This window comes from Shewanella vaxholmensis (genome assembly GCF_031932135.1).
GTDB lineage: Bacteria > Pseudomonadota > Gammaproteobacteria > Enterobacterales > Shewanellaceae > Shewanella > Shewanella hafniensis.
Genome location: NZ_JAUOEV010000006.1, coordinates 146502 through 164079, shown reverse-complemented (window position 1 = coordinate 164079; position 17578 = coordinate 146502). Strand labels below are relative to the sequence as shown.

The following is a 17578-nucleotide window of genomic DNA, read 5'->3' as shown; positions in this document are numbered from 1 at the left end:
TGAGTACCATTTCACTGCAACATAATCCAGCTCAGTAGATAAGTGTACCAAACACTATAGTAGGGGATAGGCCGCAAAGGTCTCACGTTTTTCGAGCCAAGGCTGACTGAGTCCAGACTGCAATTCAGCTAACCGTATCGGTTTATTGATGGCGTAACCTTGGGCATAGTCGACGCCTAAAGCTTGCAGTTTTCGGCCAATATCTTGGGATTCGACAAATTCGGCAACCACATCAAAGCCCATATCTTGGCCGAGTTGGCAAATCGACTTAACAATCGCCTGATCCGCACTGTCTTCGCAGATGTTCACTACAAATTGACCATCTACCTTCACAATGTCCACATTGAGGCGCTTAAGGTAGGCAAAGCTAGAAAAACCAGCCCCAAAGTCATCGAGGGCTAACTTGCAATTGAGCGGGCGCAATATATCGAGTAACTTTGTCGCTTGATCGAGCTGACTCACGGCTGCGGTTTCAGTGATTTCGATGCAAAGCTTGTCCACCAGCTCAGGTTCGGCCATTAAACGCATTTCTAGCCAGTTCATAAACTCATGGTCGCCCAAAGACGTCGCCGACAAATTCACCGACACTAGGTCCAATTGCTGCCAGATATCTAAATGGCAACCGCCCCACTTGAGTAAATTATCGATCACCCACAAGTCGACCTTAGAAGCTAAGTTGTATCGCTCGGCGGCGGGTAAGAAAATGGCGGGAGACACAATAGTGCCGTTAGCCTGCACCATGCGCAGTAAGATCTCTAAATGCAGACCTGACGCCTCACGGTTTAATGGCACTATGCTTTGAAAATAAAGCTCAAATTGATTTAACGCGAGTGCGCCAACGATATCCACAGACGCCATCATCTCGGTATAGAGACGGTTCATTTTAGGATCGCTCGCGCTGTATAAATGCCAACCATTGCGACCTTGATCCTTCGCCAAGCGACACGCAGCATCGGCCTGACTCATTACGGTATAAATGTCGGCGGCTTTTTTATCTAACTTGGCAATCCCCATACTGACACTGACATTGTGACTACGGCTTTCCCAAATAAACTCATGCTTCGCCAATTGGGTACAGATACGTTTAGCAATTTGTTTCGCCGATTCCACATTGCAGTAATGCATTAAGATACCAAATTCATCGCCTCCTAAACGGGCAACAATATCGCCCTTACGCACGAGCTGTTTTAAGCGCAATGCCACTTGGCACAGCAGCTTATCGCCTGCCTGATGGCCACTGATATTGTTGATGACTTGGAATTGGTCTAAATCGAGAAACGCCACACATATTGGCATGTCGTCGTGGGCGTGCAGCAGATTTTCTAATAGGGCTTCGAAATGTAACCGATTGGGCAATCCTGTGAGCGCATCATAATTGGCATGGAATGACAGCTCATCGGCTAGGCGATACTTTTCACTGACATCTTCGGCAATCATGACTAAGGTATCTTTATCGCCACTGATCTGGCTAAAGCTGAGTTTCAACCAAGCCAATTGATGGATAGATTTTAAGGGTAACTCACACCAAGCGTGACCGAGTACACCTTCACGTACCACATGTAAGGTATCGGTGAGCATGGCATGCTCTTCCTCACGTACCATGTCGAATAAGTCATAACCATGTTGGATTGGTAGCGTTTGCAGGGCGACTTTATTGAGCATAGTCAATTGATCATGCTTATCTAGCAAGGCACAGGCTAAGGGCAACTGATTAAAGACTTCACAATATTTATGCTCACTGGCGAGCATACTCAGGGCGATACGCGTCAGCTCCATCGCCGAGCCAATCATCACAGCGGCGTGATTAAATTCCTGAATAAACTCTTCGCTCCATTCGCAACACTCAGAGCAATTCACCGCGCCCAACGCGATACGCGTTTCGCCAAATACCACAGGTGGCAATACCAATAAACTTTTGACGTCCCAATCTCTTAATAGCGTTCGCTCGGCCTGTGCATCGGCGGGTAAGGTATTCACATCGGGCAGATTTAATAGTCTTGGGGTGCGAACGAGTGAGCGAAAGAATGGCATGCGCGCTAAGGGCCAAACTCGAGTTTGCTGGCCTTTAGCAAATTGGGGTTTTAGATACAAATTACGCGTGCGTAAACGATCCAGAGACTGGCTGCCCGTCAATACAAATACCCCATCACAATGCAGTTGCAATGTGATGGTCTCAAGTGCTCGGTCAACATTTTGCTCTAAGGTTTCTAGTGGAGACTCACTAAAAATACTCACTAAGGCCTGTTGGAGTGGATTTGCTAAACCTACTGACATGAAAAGTGACTTCCTTACCTAAAAATCCATTTAAGGTATTATCGACGTATATTGAGTATAGGCTCACAGTGAATTAAACGTCTGCTTGAGTCGTAAATTAGCCGATAAATTCAACAACTAGATTAACGCTCAAAGACGCTAACCGTCAAAGTGTTCCCTGAGATAATCCGTGTTGAGCCCCACAAAGGACGATAAACCGATGCAACAAAGGCTATTTCTCGGCTTCGCGCCTACGACTACACAAAAAGCAAGGCTGAGTGATTTACAGCAACAACTGCTTTGCCACCTTAATCCTGAGGCGAAAGCAGTGAGTGTCAACAATATGCATTTAACGCTCTGCTTTCTAGGGCAAGTGGACGACGATCAACGTATCTCCCTCCTTGATGCGCTTGACCGCTTAGCTAAGCCAAGATTCAGTGTTCAACTTAACCAGTTCGATTTATGGCCTAATGCCCAAGTCTGTTGCTTAAAAGCCGATGAAGTTGATCCGCCGTTAGCGCAATTAGCTAAGCAGACGCAAGCAATAGCAGGCCGCCTGCAATTACATAGCAGTGAACACCACTTTTGCCCGCACATTAGTTTATTTAGGAAGGCCAAACAATGGACACGAGATGAGCCGGCTTTATTGCAACTCAAGGAGATGAATACGCTAACGCCCGAACATTTGCATTTATATCATTCAAAAAGCACAAGCACGGGTGTGGAATACCACATCCTAGATTCTTGGACGCTCGGTTAGCGTGAATTAAAAACAAAAAAGCCCGAGTATTAACTCAGGCTTTCCAATTTATCATTATATGCATCAACTAAAGCGCGAATAAACCAACAGGGCTTACTTTAAGGGCTCCAATAACCAATGCCTTATTCGAGTAAGCGTAAGGTTTCGCGATACGCACGCTTTTGCTCGTAGGTTTGTAAGCGCTGCATAAACTCATCTGTCTTGGTCATTTCGGCACTCATCTTTAACGCTTCTATCGCTTTTTGCTGCGTCGAAATTGCCGCACCAAAATCGCCGACTTCGGCATAAGCCGCCGCCAGATTATCTAAATTTGTCGGATCGTTCTCATTCACTTTGAGTAACTTTAAGGATAACTCGACCGCTTTATTGCCATCGCGATACTCAGCTTCGGGGCAAGTCGCTAAAATCCACGCCACATTACCTAAGGCAACATCATCACCCACTTGGGAAAATTGCTCGACCGCTTTACCACAATTACGTTGCACACCATCGCCGCCAGAAGCATAAATAAAACCTAAACGGAATTGTGCCCAACGACTTCCCTGCTCACTCAAGGCTCGATACCAATGCTCGGCCACGGATAAGTCACGCTTGATCAATTGGCCTTCAAAAGATAGGTCGGCTAAGGTTTGCTGGGCTTTTTCATGTTGCTGCTCGGCGGCAAGTGAAATCCAGTGCAAACCAGAGGGCACTTCTTGCGCCACAAAACGGCCAGAAAGGTACATTAATCCCAGCAAAAATTGGGCATCGGCGTCGCCTTGCTCTGCCGTCACCTGTATATGCACAAACTTACTGGCCGCGAGTTCGGCAGCAGGCTGCGGGATAGAAAATGCGTGCGTCGCAGAGCTCAGCCCGATTGTTAAGCTTAAACCTGCACCTAAAACCCATAATCTGTATTTCACTTGCTTACCTCTCTTGAAAGCGACTGCCCACAAAGTTAGCCAGAATTAACCCCATAAGTCGAGCCTAAATACACACAAACCTCAGGATAATGGGGGAAGTTGAAGCAAATAAGCGCCGAATTTAAAAAGTGAAACATCTTATACTGTAATTTAGGGGCCTGTTTTATCCATAATCTATAATAAAACGGCTTAATTAGACTGGTAAGATGTGATTAACTCGACAGAGTTAAGTGAATCCAGCGAGTTTCACGCCGATTTAGTTGACTTAAATCACTAAAGTAGCAAAATAAGCTCTAATTTTAGATGGTTAATTGCATTTATTCACTTATTCTAAAGTAAGACTTCCATCAAGTTTTTGTTAGTTTAATTGACGTAAAATGCTTATTTAGAATACTCTTACTTTCGTTTTAATCAATCGAGGAACACCAACATGGCTCTGATTGGTAAGCCAAAACCTGATCCAACTTTGGAATGGTTTTTATCACACTGTCACATTCATAAGTACCCTGCAAAGAGCACTCTTATTCATGCTGGTGAAGATTCAGATACTCTTTATTACATAGTAAAAGGTTCTGTAGCGGTATTGATTAAAGATGAAGAAGGTAAGGAGATGATCCTTTCTTATCTGAATCAAGGTGACTTTATCGGTGAACTAGGTTTGTTTGAAGAGCAAGCCGAACGTACTGCATGGGTTCGTGCTAAGCAAGCTTGTGAAATCGCTGAGATTTCATATAAGAAATTCAGACAGTTAATTCAAGTTAACCCTGAAATTCTGATGAAACTGTCTGCGCAAATGGCCTATCGCCTTCAAAGCACCAGCCAGAAAGTGGGTAATCTCGCATTCTTAGACGTGGCTGGCCGCATTGCCCAAACGCTGTTACATCTGGCGAAACAGCCTGATGCTATGACGCATCCTGATGGCATGCAGATTAAGATCACTCGTCAAGAGATAGGCCAAATCGTTGGCTGTTCACGGGAAACTGTGGGTCGTATCTTGAAGATGTTAGAAGAACAGAATTTGATCCAAGCTCATGGTAAGACCATCGTGGTATACGGTACCCGTTAAGTTAGTCTTCAGCTTGATTTAAGCCTGCCTTATTAAAGTGGCCTAGAATAAATTCTAGGCCATTTTTTATTGGAGAGCTCAAATGAAACGGCTGTTTTTAATCTGTTTTTTCAGCCTGTTCACGCTGGCGCATCCAATGCAATTGAATGCCGAACCTATTGAATTAGAACACTATCAAGCCAAGGCACTCGTCAACTCTGGGCAAATACTGTCCTTAAACGGTACACTCGCCGTAGTTAATCAGTTTTGCCAAGGTGAACTAATTGATGCTCATCTCTATCAAGAAGATCATAAATGGCGCTATGATTTGCAAATCAAAGTTCAGCGTGGCCAAATCGTCAATCTCAGTATTGATGCAACCAATGGCCAAGCCGATCACTCAATAGCATTACCGAGCGAATGTCGAAAACATGAAACTGTTACTCGTTGAAGATAACCCAATGCTAGTCACCGAGCTGGAGAAACAACTCAAACTCGCTGGCTATGTGACCGATATTACAGACAAAGCGCTTGAAGCCGATTATCTGATCAAAGAAACCCAATACGATTGCGTGATCTTAGATATCGGCTTGCCCGACGGCAACGGCCTCGAACTACTCGAAGGCTGGCGTAATCAAGGGATCAGCACTCCTGTCATCATGCTGACCGCACGCAGCCAATGGCATGAAAAAGTCGAAGGCTTTAATGCTGGCGCCGACGATTACTTAGGCAAGCCTTTCCACGCACAGGAATTACTGGCCCGTATTCAAGCCCTTATCCACCGTGCCCATGGCCGTTTAAATACTTCTAGCAAGCAATTGAGCTATGGCGGCGTGATTTTAGATGAAGCCGAGCAAACGGTAAAAGTGGCAGACCAATTGTTTGAGCTAACGGCGATGGAATTCAGACTGTTAAAAATCTTCCTGATGTCGCCTAAGAAGCTGTTATCTAAGACACAGCTCACCGATAAGCTGTATCAGTTTGACGATGAGAAAGAGAGTAATGTGGTCGAAGTTTATGTGACCCACTTACGTAAAAAATTAGGCAAAACCGCTATTGAAACCCGTCGCGGCCAAGGTTATATTTTCCACGGCATTATTGAATGATCTCGATCCGCACTAAGCTCAGTTTATGGTTAACGGGCTTACTGGTAATAGGCACAGTCATTGGGCTCATATTATTTGAGTCCATGCTGCGTCAGGCCTTCCATGACTCTATTATCAATCGCTTAGAAGAAGATCTCGAACATATTATGTTGGCAACCCATATCCACGATGGGGATATCAGCATAGATCAAAGCCAGCTTTCCAGTTTCTACAAGCCCGCCTATTCAGGCCGTTATTTCCAGCTTAACCTGCCCAATGAAGTCATTCGCTCGCGCTCCCTGTGGGATATGCAGTTAGATATCGAGCCACTCGCGCCAAATAAAACCCGTGTCTGGCAAGCTAAAGGGCCAAAAAATAACGATATGCAGCTGTTATCACTGGGATTAAATTCCAGTAGCGCCAATGTCAGTGCCACCTTAACCGTTGCCCAAGATTTGAGTATCGGCAGACGCGTGTTTAGCGAAGTCTATGGCACTAAGCTTGGGATCAATCTGGCGATGTTGGTTGCTATGATCGCGGGGATCTTCCTGATCCTGCGCCAATCCTTTAAGCCAGTTAAACATATTCAGCACGCGCTTTCTCGGCTAAGAGAAGGCGAAATTAACGCGCTGGAGCTGAATAACATTCCCCCCGAAGTGCAACCATTAGCGAAGACTTACAACGAGTTACTCGAGTACACAGCCAAGCAAATTGAGCGTAGCCGCAATAACTTAGGTAACTTAAGCCATGGGCTTAAAACCCCGCTGGCCGTGATGCAGCAACAGGTCGAAGCCCTTGGTCTTAAAGATCCTGAAACCGCCATTGCCTTGCAGCAACAGCTGGATTCTATCCACAAGATGGTCGAGCGCAAACTGGCGGCGGCAAGGATCACAGGCGATATGCTTCCTGCGGCGCAATTGGTGATCCCAAGGGATTTACACAGCCTAGCCAACACCTTAAACAAGGTTCACCGCAATAAAACCATCGAATGTGATTTCGAACTCGACCCTAATATTCTCAGGCTGCCGATCCACAGGGAAGATGGCATGGAGCTCCTAGGCAATCTGCTGGACAACGCCTTTAAATGGGCCCAGAGCCGAGTCAGCATTCAGTTATCACGCCAACAGGAGCGTCTCTGCCTTTGTATCGATGATGATGGTCCAGGGGTTGCCGATGATGAACTCGATAAGCTCACCCAAAGGGGCACTCGATTAGATGAGTCTGTCATGGGTCACGGCTTAGGCTTGTCGATAGTGAAGGAAATTGCCGAACAATATGAGATTGGGCTTAAGTTTAACCACAGCACTCGCTTAGGTGGACTGAGGATAGAACTGACCTTCAGTTAGTCTCGCTTAACATGCTCAGCGTTAAATGCTCTCTTTAAAATACTCATAAAAAAACGCCATCGAATTGATGGCGTTTTTTATGCTTAATGTCTGATGACGTTAGGCTTTATTCACGTTAAGCCTTATTCACGTTAGTACTTTCAAAAATCTTGTCGGCAGACGCAGCCACAAAGCCAGTATACAGCTCACCATTGGCCATAGGATAACGCAGCGCAAACTCATAGAAACAACTTGGGATTTCCACTGTCGCATCGGTGAATTCAAGGCCAATCTTATCGGCCATAGTCGACGATTGCTCTAATAACACTTCTGGCGAACCTTTGATCTCGCCGCCTGAGCCATTGAGCACAAAGCCCGCTTGCTTCAGGGCATCATTCACTGACTCTAAGGTTTCAAAACCGTCGAGGTGATTGATAGACACAGTGAAATGGTTAGCGCGATAACCAAAAGCCGCTACCCAAGCCGCATATTCGCTCTCAGTTAATAAATCCTGATAGGTTTTAGAATCTAAAGACCAATGGCGACCCGAGTAAATAAAGTTGTCCGCCGTTGTCGCCGCAACATCTACTTGGGCGATTAAGCCTCGAATGGTGTCTTGCAGCGCTGGGCTAAATTCTTCAACTAACAGTTCAGAGATAAACACTTTAGGCTGAGTCGAATCTGGGTGTTCAAAATGCTTAGCGATCAGTTTTTTCTGTTCAAACTTATAATCACCGCAAGGTACATAACCTAACGAAGTGAAATGCTTAGCGAGCACATCCAAATTCACCTTAGCGATGTTGAAAGTACGCAAGGCAATATGATCGTTGATGATTGGCTTACCATGGCCCAGCAGCGCGTGCACTTTTGCCGCAGAAGGGGTCATTTGAATATAGTCTTGCCACAGGGCGGCAAATAACGCGTTGATGTCGGTATGCATAAAAACTCCTTTTATTGTGCTGCGGTTATTGCTGTTATTTTGCCGCGAACACTAAATGTAACGACCTAAATGCCACTGTTGCAGCGTCACACATACCCACAGTAGAAGCTCAAGTTACGTTACTGCTTGTTATTAAAAAGGAAGAACATTCGTCCTTCCTCCTCTTTACCACGTACTCTTTACCACATTAAAGTCAAATCTCTACCCGCTTACAAGCTCAAACCTGGGCTTAATGTCGCAGGTAAGCTCACCGCATCGGCCTCGACCGAAGCGACGGGATAAGCACAGTAATCGGCGGCATAGAAAGCGCTCGCTCTGTGATTACCCGATGCACCTACGCCACCAAAAGGTGCCGCGCCCGATGCGCCAGTGATTTGTTTATTCCAGTTAACAATCCCTGCACGAATGCGCGCAAGGAAATAGTCATAATCTTCACGGCTATCGGCCAGTAAACCCGCTGACAAACCATAACGCGTTTGGTTAGCCAGTTTGATTGCCTGATCGAAATCGCTATAACGCACCAGCTGTAGCAGAGGTCCGAAGTATTCTTCATCCGGCAAGACATCAATAGCCGTCACATCGATAAGGCCAGGAGAGACTAAGCCCGTACCCGCTTCTAAATGGGTTAACTCGACTAACGATACGCCACCCAAATTCTGCAGATTTGTCTGCGCCGCAACCATACCTTTGGCGGCAGTTTCAGAAATCATTGAGCCCATAAAAGGTTGTGGCTGCGCGTTCCAAGGGCCAACTTTAATCTGTTTGACCGCAGCGGCTAACATGGCAATCAAGGCATCGCCCTGCTCGCCTTGCTCTACATATAGACGGCGCGCACAAGTACAACGTTGGCCAGAGGAGATATAAGCCGACTGCAAAATATCGTGCACGGCAGCTTTGATATCCTGCACACCTTTAATGATCAGTGGGTTATTGCCACCCATCTCAAGTGCTAAAATCTTGCCCGGATGACCGGCATATTGTTGATGTAAAAAATGACCTGTGCGTGAGCTGCCAGTAAAGAACAGACCATCGAGCTGCGGGTGAGAAGCCAGTGCTTTACCCGTATCCACTTCACCTTGGACTAAGTTGAGCACGCCAGCAGGCAGACCCGCTTTATCCCATAGGCTAACCATCAGCTCAGCAACTTTAGGCGTCAATTCAGAAGGTTTAAAAATGACCGTATTCCCCGCCAGCAGCGCAGGCACTATGTGACCGTTCGGCAAATGACCGGGGAAGTTGTAAGGACCGAACACCGCCACAACACCGTGGGGTTTGTGACGGATAACCGCGCGTCCCGCTGGCGTATCGTTGGCTTCAGTGCCCGTACGTTTATTGTAAGCCGCGGCCGATAGTGCAATTTTGCCTATCATAGCGCCGACTTCGGTCGCCGTTTCCCACTGAGGTTTACCCGTTTCTTGGGCAATCGTTTCAGCCAGTTCCGCTTTGTTGGCTTCAAGTTGGCTGCGATACGCTTCGACTATGGCTAAGCGTGCATCGAAACCTAACATAAACCAATCAAACTGCGCGGCGCGCGCGGCATCAACGGCGGCGTTAACTTGTTCTGCTGTAGCCGTTTTACCTGTCCAAATAGTTTGAGCATTGGCTGGGTTAATTGAGGCCACGTCATGACCTTTGCCATCATGCCACTGACCTTGAATATAATGTGTCATTTGCTATTCCTACATTGCCAAAATACGGATTTGATCGCCTTTTGCGAGTAACAAACCCGCTGCCAGCTCAGGGCTGATAATGATGTGTTCGGATTTATCGTCCACAGCCAGTGCGGCAGACGTCGCTCGATAATTGGCTAATTGAGTATTTGAGATAATAAATTGAGTGTCGGCTTCGACCATGTCACCAATATCGACGGTTAATAAACGGCTTTCACGCACGCCGCGAATGTCCGATAAACGACACTCAACCGTTGGACCACCATCAAAAATATCCACGTAACCGCGGCATCGAAAGCCTTCGGCCTGCAGCAGACTTAATGCGGGACGGGTATTGGTATGCACCTCGCCAATCACTTTCTGCGCTTCTTCCGGCAATAGACAAACATATACCGGATTTCGTGGCATCATTTCGGCCATAAATGCCTTTTTACCCAAACCAGAAAGATAATCCGCCTGAATAAAATCAATGCCTAAAAAGTGTTTTTGCAGCCAGCCATAGAAAGGTGAATGACCATCGGCATCGCTCACACCGCGCATTTCGGCAATTACAGTTTCGCCAAAACGCTTTGCATGTTGCGCTAAAAACAGAAAGCGACTGCGGGATAACATGCGGCCATTGTTGCCCTTGCGATACGCTTCACGCAAAAACAGGGTGCACATTTCGGCGGCGCCAGTGTAATCATGGCAAAGGGTGAGGGTTTCGACCTCGTTACGCACGTCAATTTGTTCGGAATGATAGACTTCAGTACCGAGTCGATAATGGTAGAAAGCATCTTCCATTCCCACGGCCGCTTCGATAGCGCACGTCCCCACCACTTCACGGGTGTCGGTATCTTCCAGCACCATCAGATAACCTTCATCGAAGGGCGCATCGACGGTTTTGACGAATGAGGCTTCTGCTCGCGCAATTTTATGTCTGAGCAAATCGGCATTCACGGGTAATGACGTAAAACCATGACCAGACTCTTCGGCAATTTGATATAAGGCTTCAAAATCGCCAGCCTGAATAGGACGTATGATTAACATCTTAGTGTCTCCTCACTTTGGCTTGCCGTGCATCAAGGCGCCTCTCTTCAAAAAGACAGGTAATGATGCACGTAAGTATTCCCTGACAAAAAAGGAGTGCGAATAAATTCAGCACTCCTTTGGTCATTTAGGCGGCAGCTATGCTCGCCACAGCACGTTCAAAACGAGCTAGACCTTCAGCAATATCTGCCTCAGGGATCACCAGAGAAGGAGCAAAACGCACCACGTTAGCACCCGCCATCAGGCTCATTAAGCCTTCAGCGACAGAGGCTACCAAGAAGTCGCGTGAACGGCCTTGGTATTGTTCATTAAGAACAGCCCCTAACAGCAAACCTTTACCGCGTACTTCTGAAAATACATGATATTTTTCATTAATTTTGTTCAAACCATCGCGCAATAACTGCTCGCGATGTTTAACGCCGTCTAACACTTCAGGGGTATTCACTACGTCTAACACAGCATTACCGATAGCGCAGGCTAATGGGTTACCGCCATAGGTAGAACCGTGAGTGCCCACTTTTAGATGTTCAGCAATCTCAGCCGTTGTCAGCATAGCTGCGATAGGGAAACCACCGCCGAGTGCTTTAGCTGTAGTTAAAATGTCAGGCACGATTTCAGTACCCATGTAAGCGTACAGTTCGCCAGTACGACCCACACCTGTTTGCACTTCATCAAAAATCACTAGCGCATTGTGCTTGTTAGCCAGTTCACGCACGGCTTTTAGGAATGCAGGATCGGCATCGATAATACCGCCCTCGCCCTGCAGCGGCTCAAGCATGATGGCACAGGTTCTGTCCGTTACTGCAGCTTCTAATGCAGCAACATCGTTAAATGGCAGGTGAGTAATGCTCTGTGGCTTAGGACCAAAACCATCGGAATAGGCAGCTTGTCCACCAACGCTAACGGTGAAGAATGTACGGCCGTGGAAGGCTTTATCAAACGCTATGATTTCGTCTTTCTCAACGCCGTGCTTTTCTAAGGCGTAACGACGGGCAAGTTTCAATGCGGCTTCGTTGGCTTCGGCGCCAGAGTTGGCAAAATACACTTTGTCGGCAAACGTGCTGTTGACTAATTTAGTCGCTAATTCTAAGGCAGGCTCGTTCGTCATTACGTTTGACAGATGCCATAATTTTTCGCCTTGTGTTTTAAGGGCATTCACAAGGGCTGGATGACAGTGACCTAAGCAATTTACCGCAATACCGCCAGCAAAATCGATAAACTCGTTACCCTCTTGGTCCCAAACTCGGCTTCCTTCGCCACGAACAGGGATCACAGCAGCAGGCGCATAATTAGGCACCATCACTGCGTCAAACTGGGCACGATCTAACTTCATATCAACGCTCATTCTTCTTCGTCCTTTGTGTTTGTTTAACGGCGCCTTGCACCGTCAGAGTCCCATAGGTATCTTTATCTAGAGTTAGTGATACTGGGATTGCTTGTGTCTATTAATAACCATTATTAGCGAAAATGTGATCAAAATACCAGTTTTTCACAAACATCAATCCTCGCACTTCCACCCAAAGTGCATAAAGATTGCAGTTTAAGAACTATACAAGCGTTTATGACCGTGGCTTTCAGCATAATTAGTCAGAAAAAAAGTTATTTACCCCTCATTTTGCTAGCTATTCACTGAATGTGAATAACTACACCATTTTAACGAATCAAGTGTGAAAGCACAAAATGGCTAATTTTCGACCTCACTTCAAGGGCTTCGGGCAATAAATTGAACAAGGGAAACACATGGGGCATGTTAGGGTAAAAACAGCCCGTTATCTCGCCACCGCTGGCTTTGACTTGAGCGACTAAGCGCTCAGAATCCTGCAATAACAGCTCCCGCGTACCCGCAATCACTAAGATAGGCGGCAGATCTGCCAAGTCCCCCTGCAAGGGTGAAACTTTTGCTGACATGGGGTCGGCCCCCCCAAGATAGGCGCCACGTAAACGCAGCAAAGCTTCGATGGTGAAGAAGGGATCGTCAGCTGCGAGTATCAGCTCAGTATCTCCGGTTAGTGCTAAATCCAACGCGGGCGATAACAAGATACAGGCCGTCGGTAATGGCAGGGCTAAACGCTTTAATTCCAGCAACAAACTCAGGGCTAAATTGCCGCCAGCAGAGTCGCCCATGAGGATCACATTCTCAGCCCCCCTAAGCGCGATTAATCGCTTATAGGCTTCAAGCACATCATCAAATGGCGCAGGAAAAGGATGCTCAGGTGCGAGACGATAATCAGGAATATAGGCATCCAATTTACAACGTTGGCTGATATCCGCGATCAGTCTTGCGTGGGCATGGGGCGTTTTAAAACAAAAACCTCCGCCACGGATATAAAACAGATTGCCAATGCGAGTTTGTTGATCAAGAAGCACATAATGCAGCAAGCTAGAGTGTTGCAAAGGGATGGTGGCACTGACTAACTTATCCGGCCAAGGAAGCCAACGTTTATCGAGATCAAACAACTTTTTACGCACTTGCGCTAGGGGGACTTTGGCCTTGCCGCGACTGATGGATGGCCTAGCAACATAAGATAAAATAGTATTCAGTACAGATGCTTGCCAGCTTGGCATATCCCTTCCTCTACTTAAACGCCGCCATCCCGACGCTCAAGTCGCAGGTCGTGGATTACAGCAGATCTAACTTCCTATAATTCTGTGCTTTTAAGCGCAGCACTTCTTGCTCAGTTAACTCGTAATAATCGAACATTAAACGCTTTTCTTGGGGATCGATTTGACGCATTTCTTCGAGCAACACCACCTTAGCATAACAGTTTGCCCGCGCGACTAATGCAGCCTGCGGTGACAATTCTCGATAGCTTAAGGTCAGGTCTAACTCCTTCAATAACCCAGTCAAAGGGCTAGCTTCAAACTTAAGTAACTCTAATAGCTGCCAGTTAAGTTTATGACCATGGCTTAACACTTGTTCAAACACAGCATTGGCCGGAAACTCAGTGGCAATCACAGCATCATACACTTCCTTGTCACGGCTGCTGCTGGCTTCCCTTATCCAAGAGCCCCAAGTTTGATCGAATAAGCGGGCACTCAAACTCAGCACAACCGAGGTGCCTAATTGATTGAGCAAGGCACTACTATAAACTAAGGCTGAGTCAGTATTATGAAGCTGAGCCAACGCATTGGCCGCGATACCACTGACTATGCTGTAGCGCCACAATTTACGGGTAGTCCACAACAACTTAGCATTGGCGCTCGGCAGCCAATTACGCAGGCAAAAATAAGGGATAATCGTTCGCAGGTTTTCGATGCCGATGTAATTCATCACCAATTTAATATCAGTGACTCGCACATCTGAACTCTGAGGCCGGCGAGCGCGAAAAGACGGGCTGTTGACCATATTGGTTAAGTCGCGGCACAACCAACTTAAGTTGCTGATAAGCGGTCTTAATCGCGTCGCATCAAGATTTTTTGCCAGCAGTAATTCCAGCAACAGAATTTGCGATTCATTGATCTCTGACTTAGCCAGAACCAGTTCGGGGGACGCGAGTTGATGCTCGATGGCGTTATTGACCGTTTCATGCAGCTGGCTCGACACGGCTTCGAACACTTCTTTGGCTTTAATTTGTTTCATCAAACGTGCCAAAATCGCTTCGCGCTCAACATCTAACTTATTCGCATCGGCCTCTAATTCAAGGTCGAGGTCATCCAAAAGAGTCGGGCTCGCTTTATGCTTTCCGAGGATCAACTGTTGGTAGAGTCTGTGCTCTATCTCTATAATTTTGCCGGGTCTTACACCGCCCGCAACCGAAATCGCCACTATAAATCTTTCCTATATCGCTAATGCCTGAGTGACGTCAAAACAATCAAACTCTCAAAATCATTACAATTTCAGCACATACACTTAATCTTAGCAATAACGCAAAGTCGCAGAACACAAACATAGTGTTATATCGGATATTTCCTACTCAGTTACCCAATAAAAAGGCCTCACATAGAGGCCTTTACAGGAAATCGAGCTGAGTTATTTGAGTTCTTGTTCGAATAACTTATAGATACGGCGGTATTCGTCTAACCAGCTAGAAGGCTGACGGAAACCATGGGGCTCGACAGGATAAATCGCCATTTCAAAGGTCGGTTTTTCCAGTTCAATCAAATGCTGCACCATGCGCACGCTGTCTTGGAAGAAGACGTTGTCGTCCATAACTCCACTCATAATAAGCAGTGGTTTCGTTAATCCTTGAGCATGCTCAATCGGAGAGCTGCGCTCATAGGCGATAGGATCGACATCAGGCGTATTTAAAATGTTAGAGGTATAAGGCGCATTATAATGTGCCCAGTCCGCCACAGGACGCAGTGCGGCTCCTGCTTGGAACAGATCTGGTGCAGTGAACAATGACATAAAGGTTAAGAATCCGCCGTAGGAACCACCATAGGTCCCGACACGCTGCGTATCGACATTCGTATTGGCTCCCATCCAGCTAACGCCATCCTTTAAGTCTTCGACTTCTGGATGACCCATATTGCGATAAATCGCAGTGCGCCAATCTCGGCCATAACCTTTAGAGCCACGGTAATCCATGTCCATTACCACATAACCTTGTTGAGTCAGCAGGTTGTGGAACATAAACTCGCGAAAGTATCCACTAAAGCCGTAGTCAGCATTTTGCAGATAACCTGCGCCGTGGTTGAAAATCACCGCAGGGTATTTCTCGGCGCGGGACTTATCATAGCCTTGTGGCAAATAAACGCGGGCGTACACCTTGCCGGCGCCATGATTTGAAGGTACTGCTACCACTTCTGGCGCTTGCCATGGGTAATTTTTAAAGGCATCGCTGGTGTAAGACGTCAGCTGCTTTAACTCACCGCCAATGGGTTGAACATACAGCTCATTGGGCTGAGTACGGCGTGAGGCATTAAGTAATAGCTGAGTGCCATCAGGACTTAGGCTGTAATCTAAGTTGCCATCCCACTGCGTTAATTGCTCATTTTTACCTGTGGCTAAGTTCACCCTGTGAACGTTATACATACCAGGGTGAGTTTGGTTAGCTTTGTAGTAGATATAATTCGCGTCCGGTGACAGCGTAATGTCGCTCACAACAAACTTGCCTTGGGTTAAGGCGCGCGGCTTTTCACCGAGTCCTTTCACATAGAGCTGCGAATAACCTGATTCTTCCGACAAATAGTACAGAGAATCCGTCCCCGGCAACCAACCGAATTGGTTGTAGTCATAATTCACCCATGCATCATCATGCAAACGATGTTCTGTGGTGAATTTACCTTTAGCGAGATCGACACTGGCGATCCAGCGATCTTTGTTATCGGTAGCTTCTAGCATCAGAGCCAATTTATCTTCCGATTCATGCCACTGAATCGCACTCTGGGTCCAGCCCCAATCTTGCATCAGCTGAATTTTGCGTGGCGCTTTAGTGCTTTGGTAAGTTTCGCCTTTCGCTTTAGCATTCTCAGCTTTCACTTTGGCGAGCACATCTTCATCAAAACCCGTCAGGCCCTCGATAGTGATATCGACTTGTTTATGCTGGTTTAAATCAAGCACTACAAAGCGTTGCCCTGGCGGCGTATCTTCAGCCACACGTGCACGCACGGGTACAGGATCAATATAACCATCGCTGCCTAAGTAGTTAGGCATGATGTCGTGTTCACTGCTGCCGGTGTAATTCTTGTCGGTCAGAGCAAGTAAAATATAGCGGCCATCCGGTGACAGGCTAAGCTCTGACACGACTTCGCTATCGCCTAAATACCAAGTGCTGGCGGCAAGCGTTGGGTCGCTTTTTTGCAATTCATCTTTGTACTGTGCTTTGGCTTTAGCGTTCTCTTGCTGCAGCGCCACATACTTAATTAATCTGTGCTGTTGCTTAGCAATGTAAGACGTTGGCTCTTTTACACCTTCTGGGGCTTTCGCCATTTTAATTTCAGCAAGTTGCTCGACTAAGCCTAAGTCTTGATGAATTTGGAAAACATTGTCGCCCTGCCAATAGGCGATATCGCCATTATTGAGATAACGCACGCCATCGATGGCACTGCGCTGGCGAGTCAGCTGGCTGATTTTACCTGTGCTTAATTGCTTAACAAAAATATTGCCCTGATACAGATAAGCCTTGTGGGACTTAGTGCGATCAAACACACCAAACTGCTGATCTGCCGCGTGTAATTTATCAAGCGCTAGCTCGACGGCGCGACTGTCATTAATGCCTTGCTGATAATAGCTACGCAGAGGTGAAGCACTCGCTTGGCGGGCAAACAGCACACTTTGGCTATCGTCGCTCCAGTATGCCTCTTTGGCGAAAACGCCCATCCAATCGGGATTTGCCATAATTTGATTAAGCGTAAGCGCCTGTGAAACCTGTGGCGGTTGGGCTAAGGGAACTTGGAATGCTTGCGGGGATGATGCAGGAACTGCTGTTTCAGTCGATGTCGCAGCGCAACCTGCCAACACGGCAACCGCTAACGCACTTAAACCCAAATTTCGCATTACGCTTCTCATTTGTCCTTCCTTTTATTGTTATCGCAACGGCTACATGACCCAGTCTAGTTTATCTGCTGGTTTTGCCTATTCGCGTAGTTTTGCCGCAGTTATAGCATAGTTAATCGCTAAACTTGCT

The 17578-nt window shown here is 46.8% G+C and carries 14 protein-coding genes; 5 read left to right on the top strand and 9 right to left on the bottom strand.

What is annotated here, in order from left to right; all coding sequences use genetic code 11:
* Positions 1–54 precede the first annotated feature (54 nt).
* Entirely contained in the window at positions 55–2274 is a 2220-nt protein-coding gene (locus tag Q4Q46_RS07990; RefSeq protein ID WP_311905656.1) for a putative bifunctional diguanylate cyclase/phosphodiesterase, read from the bottom strand.
* Positions 2275–2473: 199 nt separating this feature from the next.
* On the opposite strand from Q4Q46_RS07990, the gene thpR reads away from it, so the two are divergent.
* Positions 2474–3013 carry an RNA 2',3'-cyclic phosphodiesterase gene (gene thpR / locus Q4Q46_RS07985; protein ID WP_311905655.1) on the top strand — a complete coding sequence of 180 codons (540 nt, stop codon included), beginning with the start codon at positions 2474–2476 and terminating at the stop codon, positions 3011–3013.
* Positions 3014–3135: 122 nt separating this feature from the next.
* Here the strand turns inward: thpR and Q4Q46_RS07980 are convergent, their stop codons facing one another.
* Positions 3136–3915, bottom strand: a complete 780-nt coding sequence (locus Q4Q46_RS07980) for a tetratricopeptide repeat protein (RefSeq protein WP_311905654.1) — start codon at positions 3913–3915, stop codon at positions 3136–3138.
* A 430-nt stretch (positions 3916–4345) separates the two neighbouring features.
* On the opposite strand from Q4Q46_RS07980, the gene crp reads away from it, so the two are divergent.
* The 4 genes from crp to Q4Q46_RS07960 all read left to right on the top strand — a co-directional run bounded on the left by crp (position 4346) and on the right by Q4Q46_RS07960 (position 7391).
* Positions 4346–4981, top strand: a complete 636-nt coding sequence (gene crp / locus Q4Q46_RS07975) for a cAMP-activated global transcriptional regulator CRP (protein WP_006080082.1) — start codon at positions 4346–4348, stop codon at positions 4979–4981.
* An 82-nt stretch (positions 4982–5063) separates the two neighbouring features.
* Positions 5064–5411, top strand: coding sequence for a PepSY domain-containing protein (locus Q4Q46_RS07970; RefSeq protein WP_006080081.1), 348 nt, complete (start codon positions 5064–5066; stop codon positions 5409–5411).
* Entirely contained in the window at positions 5392–6066 is a 675-nt protein-coding gene (locus Q4Q46_RS07965; RefSeq protein WP_006080080.1) for a response regulator transcription factor, read from the top strand. Before Q4Q46_RS07970 ends, Q4Q46_RS07965 begins: the two co-directional genes overlap by 20 nt.
* Positions 6063–7391 carry an ATP-binding protein gene (locus tag Q4Q46_RS07960; protein WP_311890138.1) on the top strand — a complete coding sequence of 443 codons (1329 nt, stop codon included), beginning with the start codon at positions 6063–6065 and terminating at the stop codon, positions 7389–7391. The genes Q4Q46_RS07965 and Q4Q46_RS07960 overlap by 4 nt, the downstream gene beginning before the upstream one ends.
* Positions 7392–7506: 115 nt before the next feature.
* Here Q4Q46_RS07960 and Q4Q46_RS07955 read toward each other — a convergent pair whose 3' ends face one another.
* From Q4Q46_RS07955 to Q4Q46_RS07925, 7 genes are all read right to left on the bottom strand, one after another.
* Entirely contained in the window at positions 7507–8310 is an 804-nt protein-coding gene (locus tag Q4Q46_RS07955; RefSeq protein WP_006080078.1) for a DUF1338 domain-containing protein, read from the bottom strand.
* Between the two features lie 209 nt (positions 8311–8519).
* Positions 8520–9980 carry a succinylglutamate-semialdehyde dehydrogenase gene (gene astD / locus Q4Q46_RS07950; RefSeq protein WP_311905653.1) on the bottom strand — a complete coding sequence of 487 codons (1461 nt, stop codon included), beginning with the start codon at positions 9978–9980 and terminating at the stop codon, positions 8520–8522.
* 9 nt (positions 9981–9989) lie between these two features.
* Positions 9990–11009, bottom strand: coding sequence for an arginine N-succinyltransferase (astA, locus tag Q4Q46_RS07945; RefSeq protein ID WP_012197665.1), 1020 nt, complete (start codon positions 11007–11009; stop codon positions 9990–9992).
* 127 nt (positions 11010–11136) lie between these two features.
* Positions 11137–12354 carry an aspartate aminotransferase family protein gene (locus tag Q4Q46_RS07940; protein WP_006080073.1) on the bottom strand — a complete coding sequence of 406 codons (1218 nt, stop codon included), beginning with the start codon at positions 12352–12354 and terminating at the stop codon, positions 11137–11139.
* A 308-nt stretch (positions 12355–12662) separates the two neighbouring features.
* Positions 12663–13574, bottom strand: coding sequence for an alpha/beta hydrolase (locus Q4Q46_RS07935; protein WP_259523044.1), 912 nt, complete (start codon positions 13572–13574; stop codon positions 12663–12665).
* A 55-nt stretch (positions 13575–13629) separates the two neighbouring features.
* The gene (locus Q4Q46_RS07930) at positions 13630–14775 is read right to left on the bottom strand and encodes an HDOD domain-containing protein (RefSeq protein ID WP_311905652.1); all 1146 of its coding nucleotides are present in this window, start codon (positions 14773–14775) and stop codon (positions 13630–13632) included.
* Positions 14776–14979: 204 nt separating this feature from the next.
* On the bottom strand, positions 14980–17460 hold the full coding sequence (locus Q4Q46_RS07925) for a S9 family peptidase (RefSeq protein ID WP_311905651.1): 2481 nt from the start codon (positions 17458–17460) through the stop codon (positions 14980–14982).
* Positions 17461–17578 lie beyond the last annotated feature (118 nt).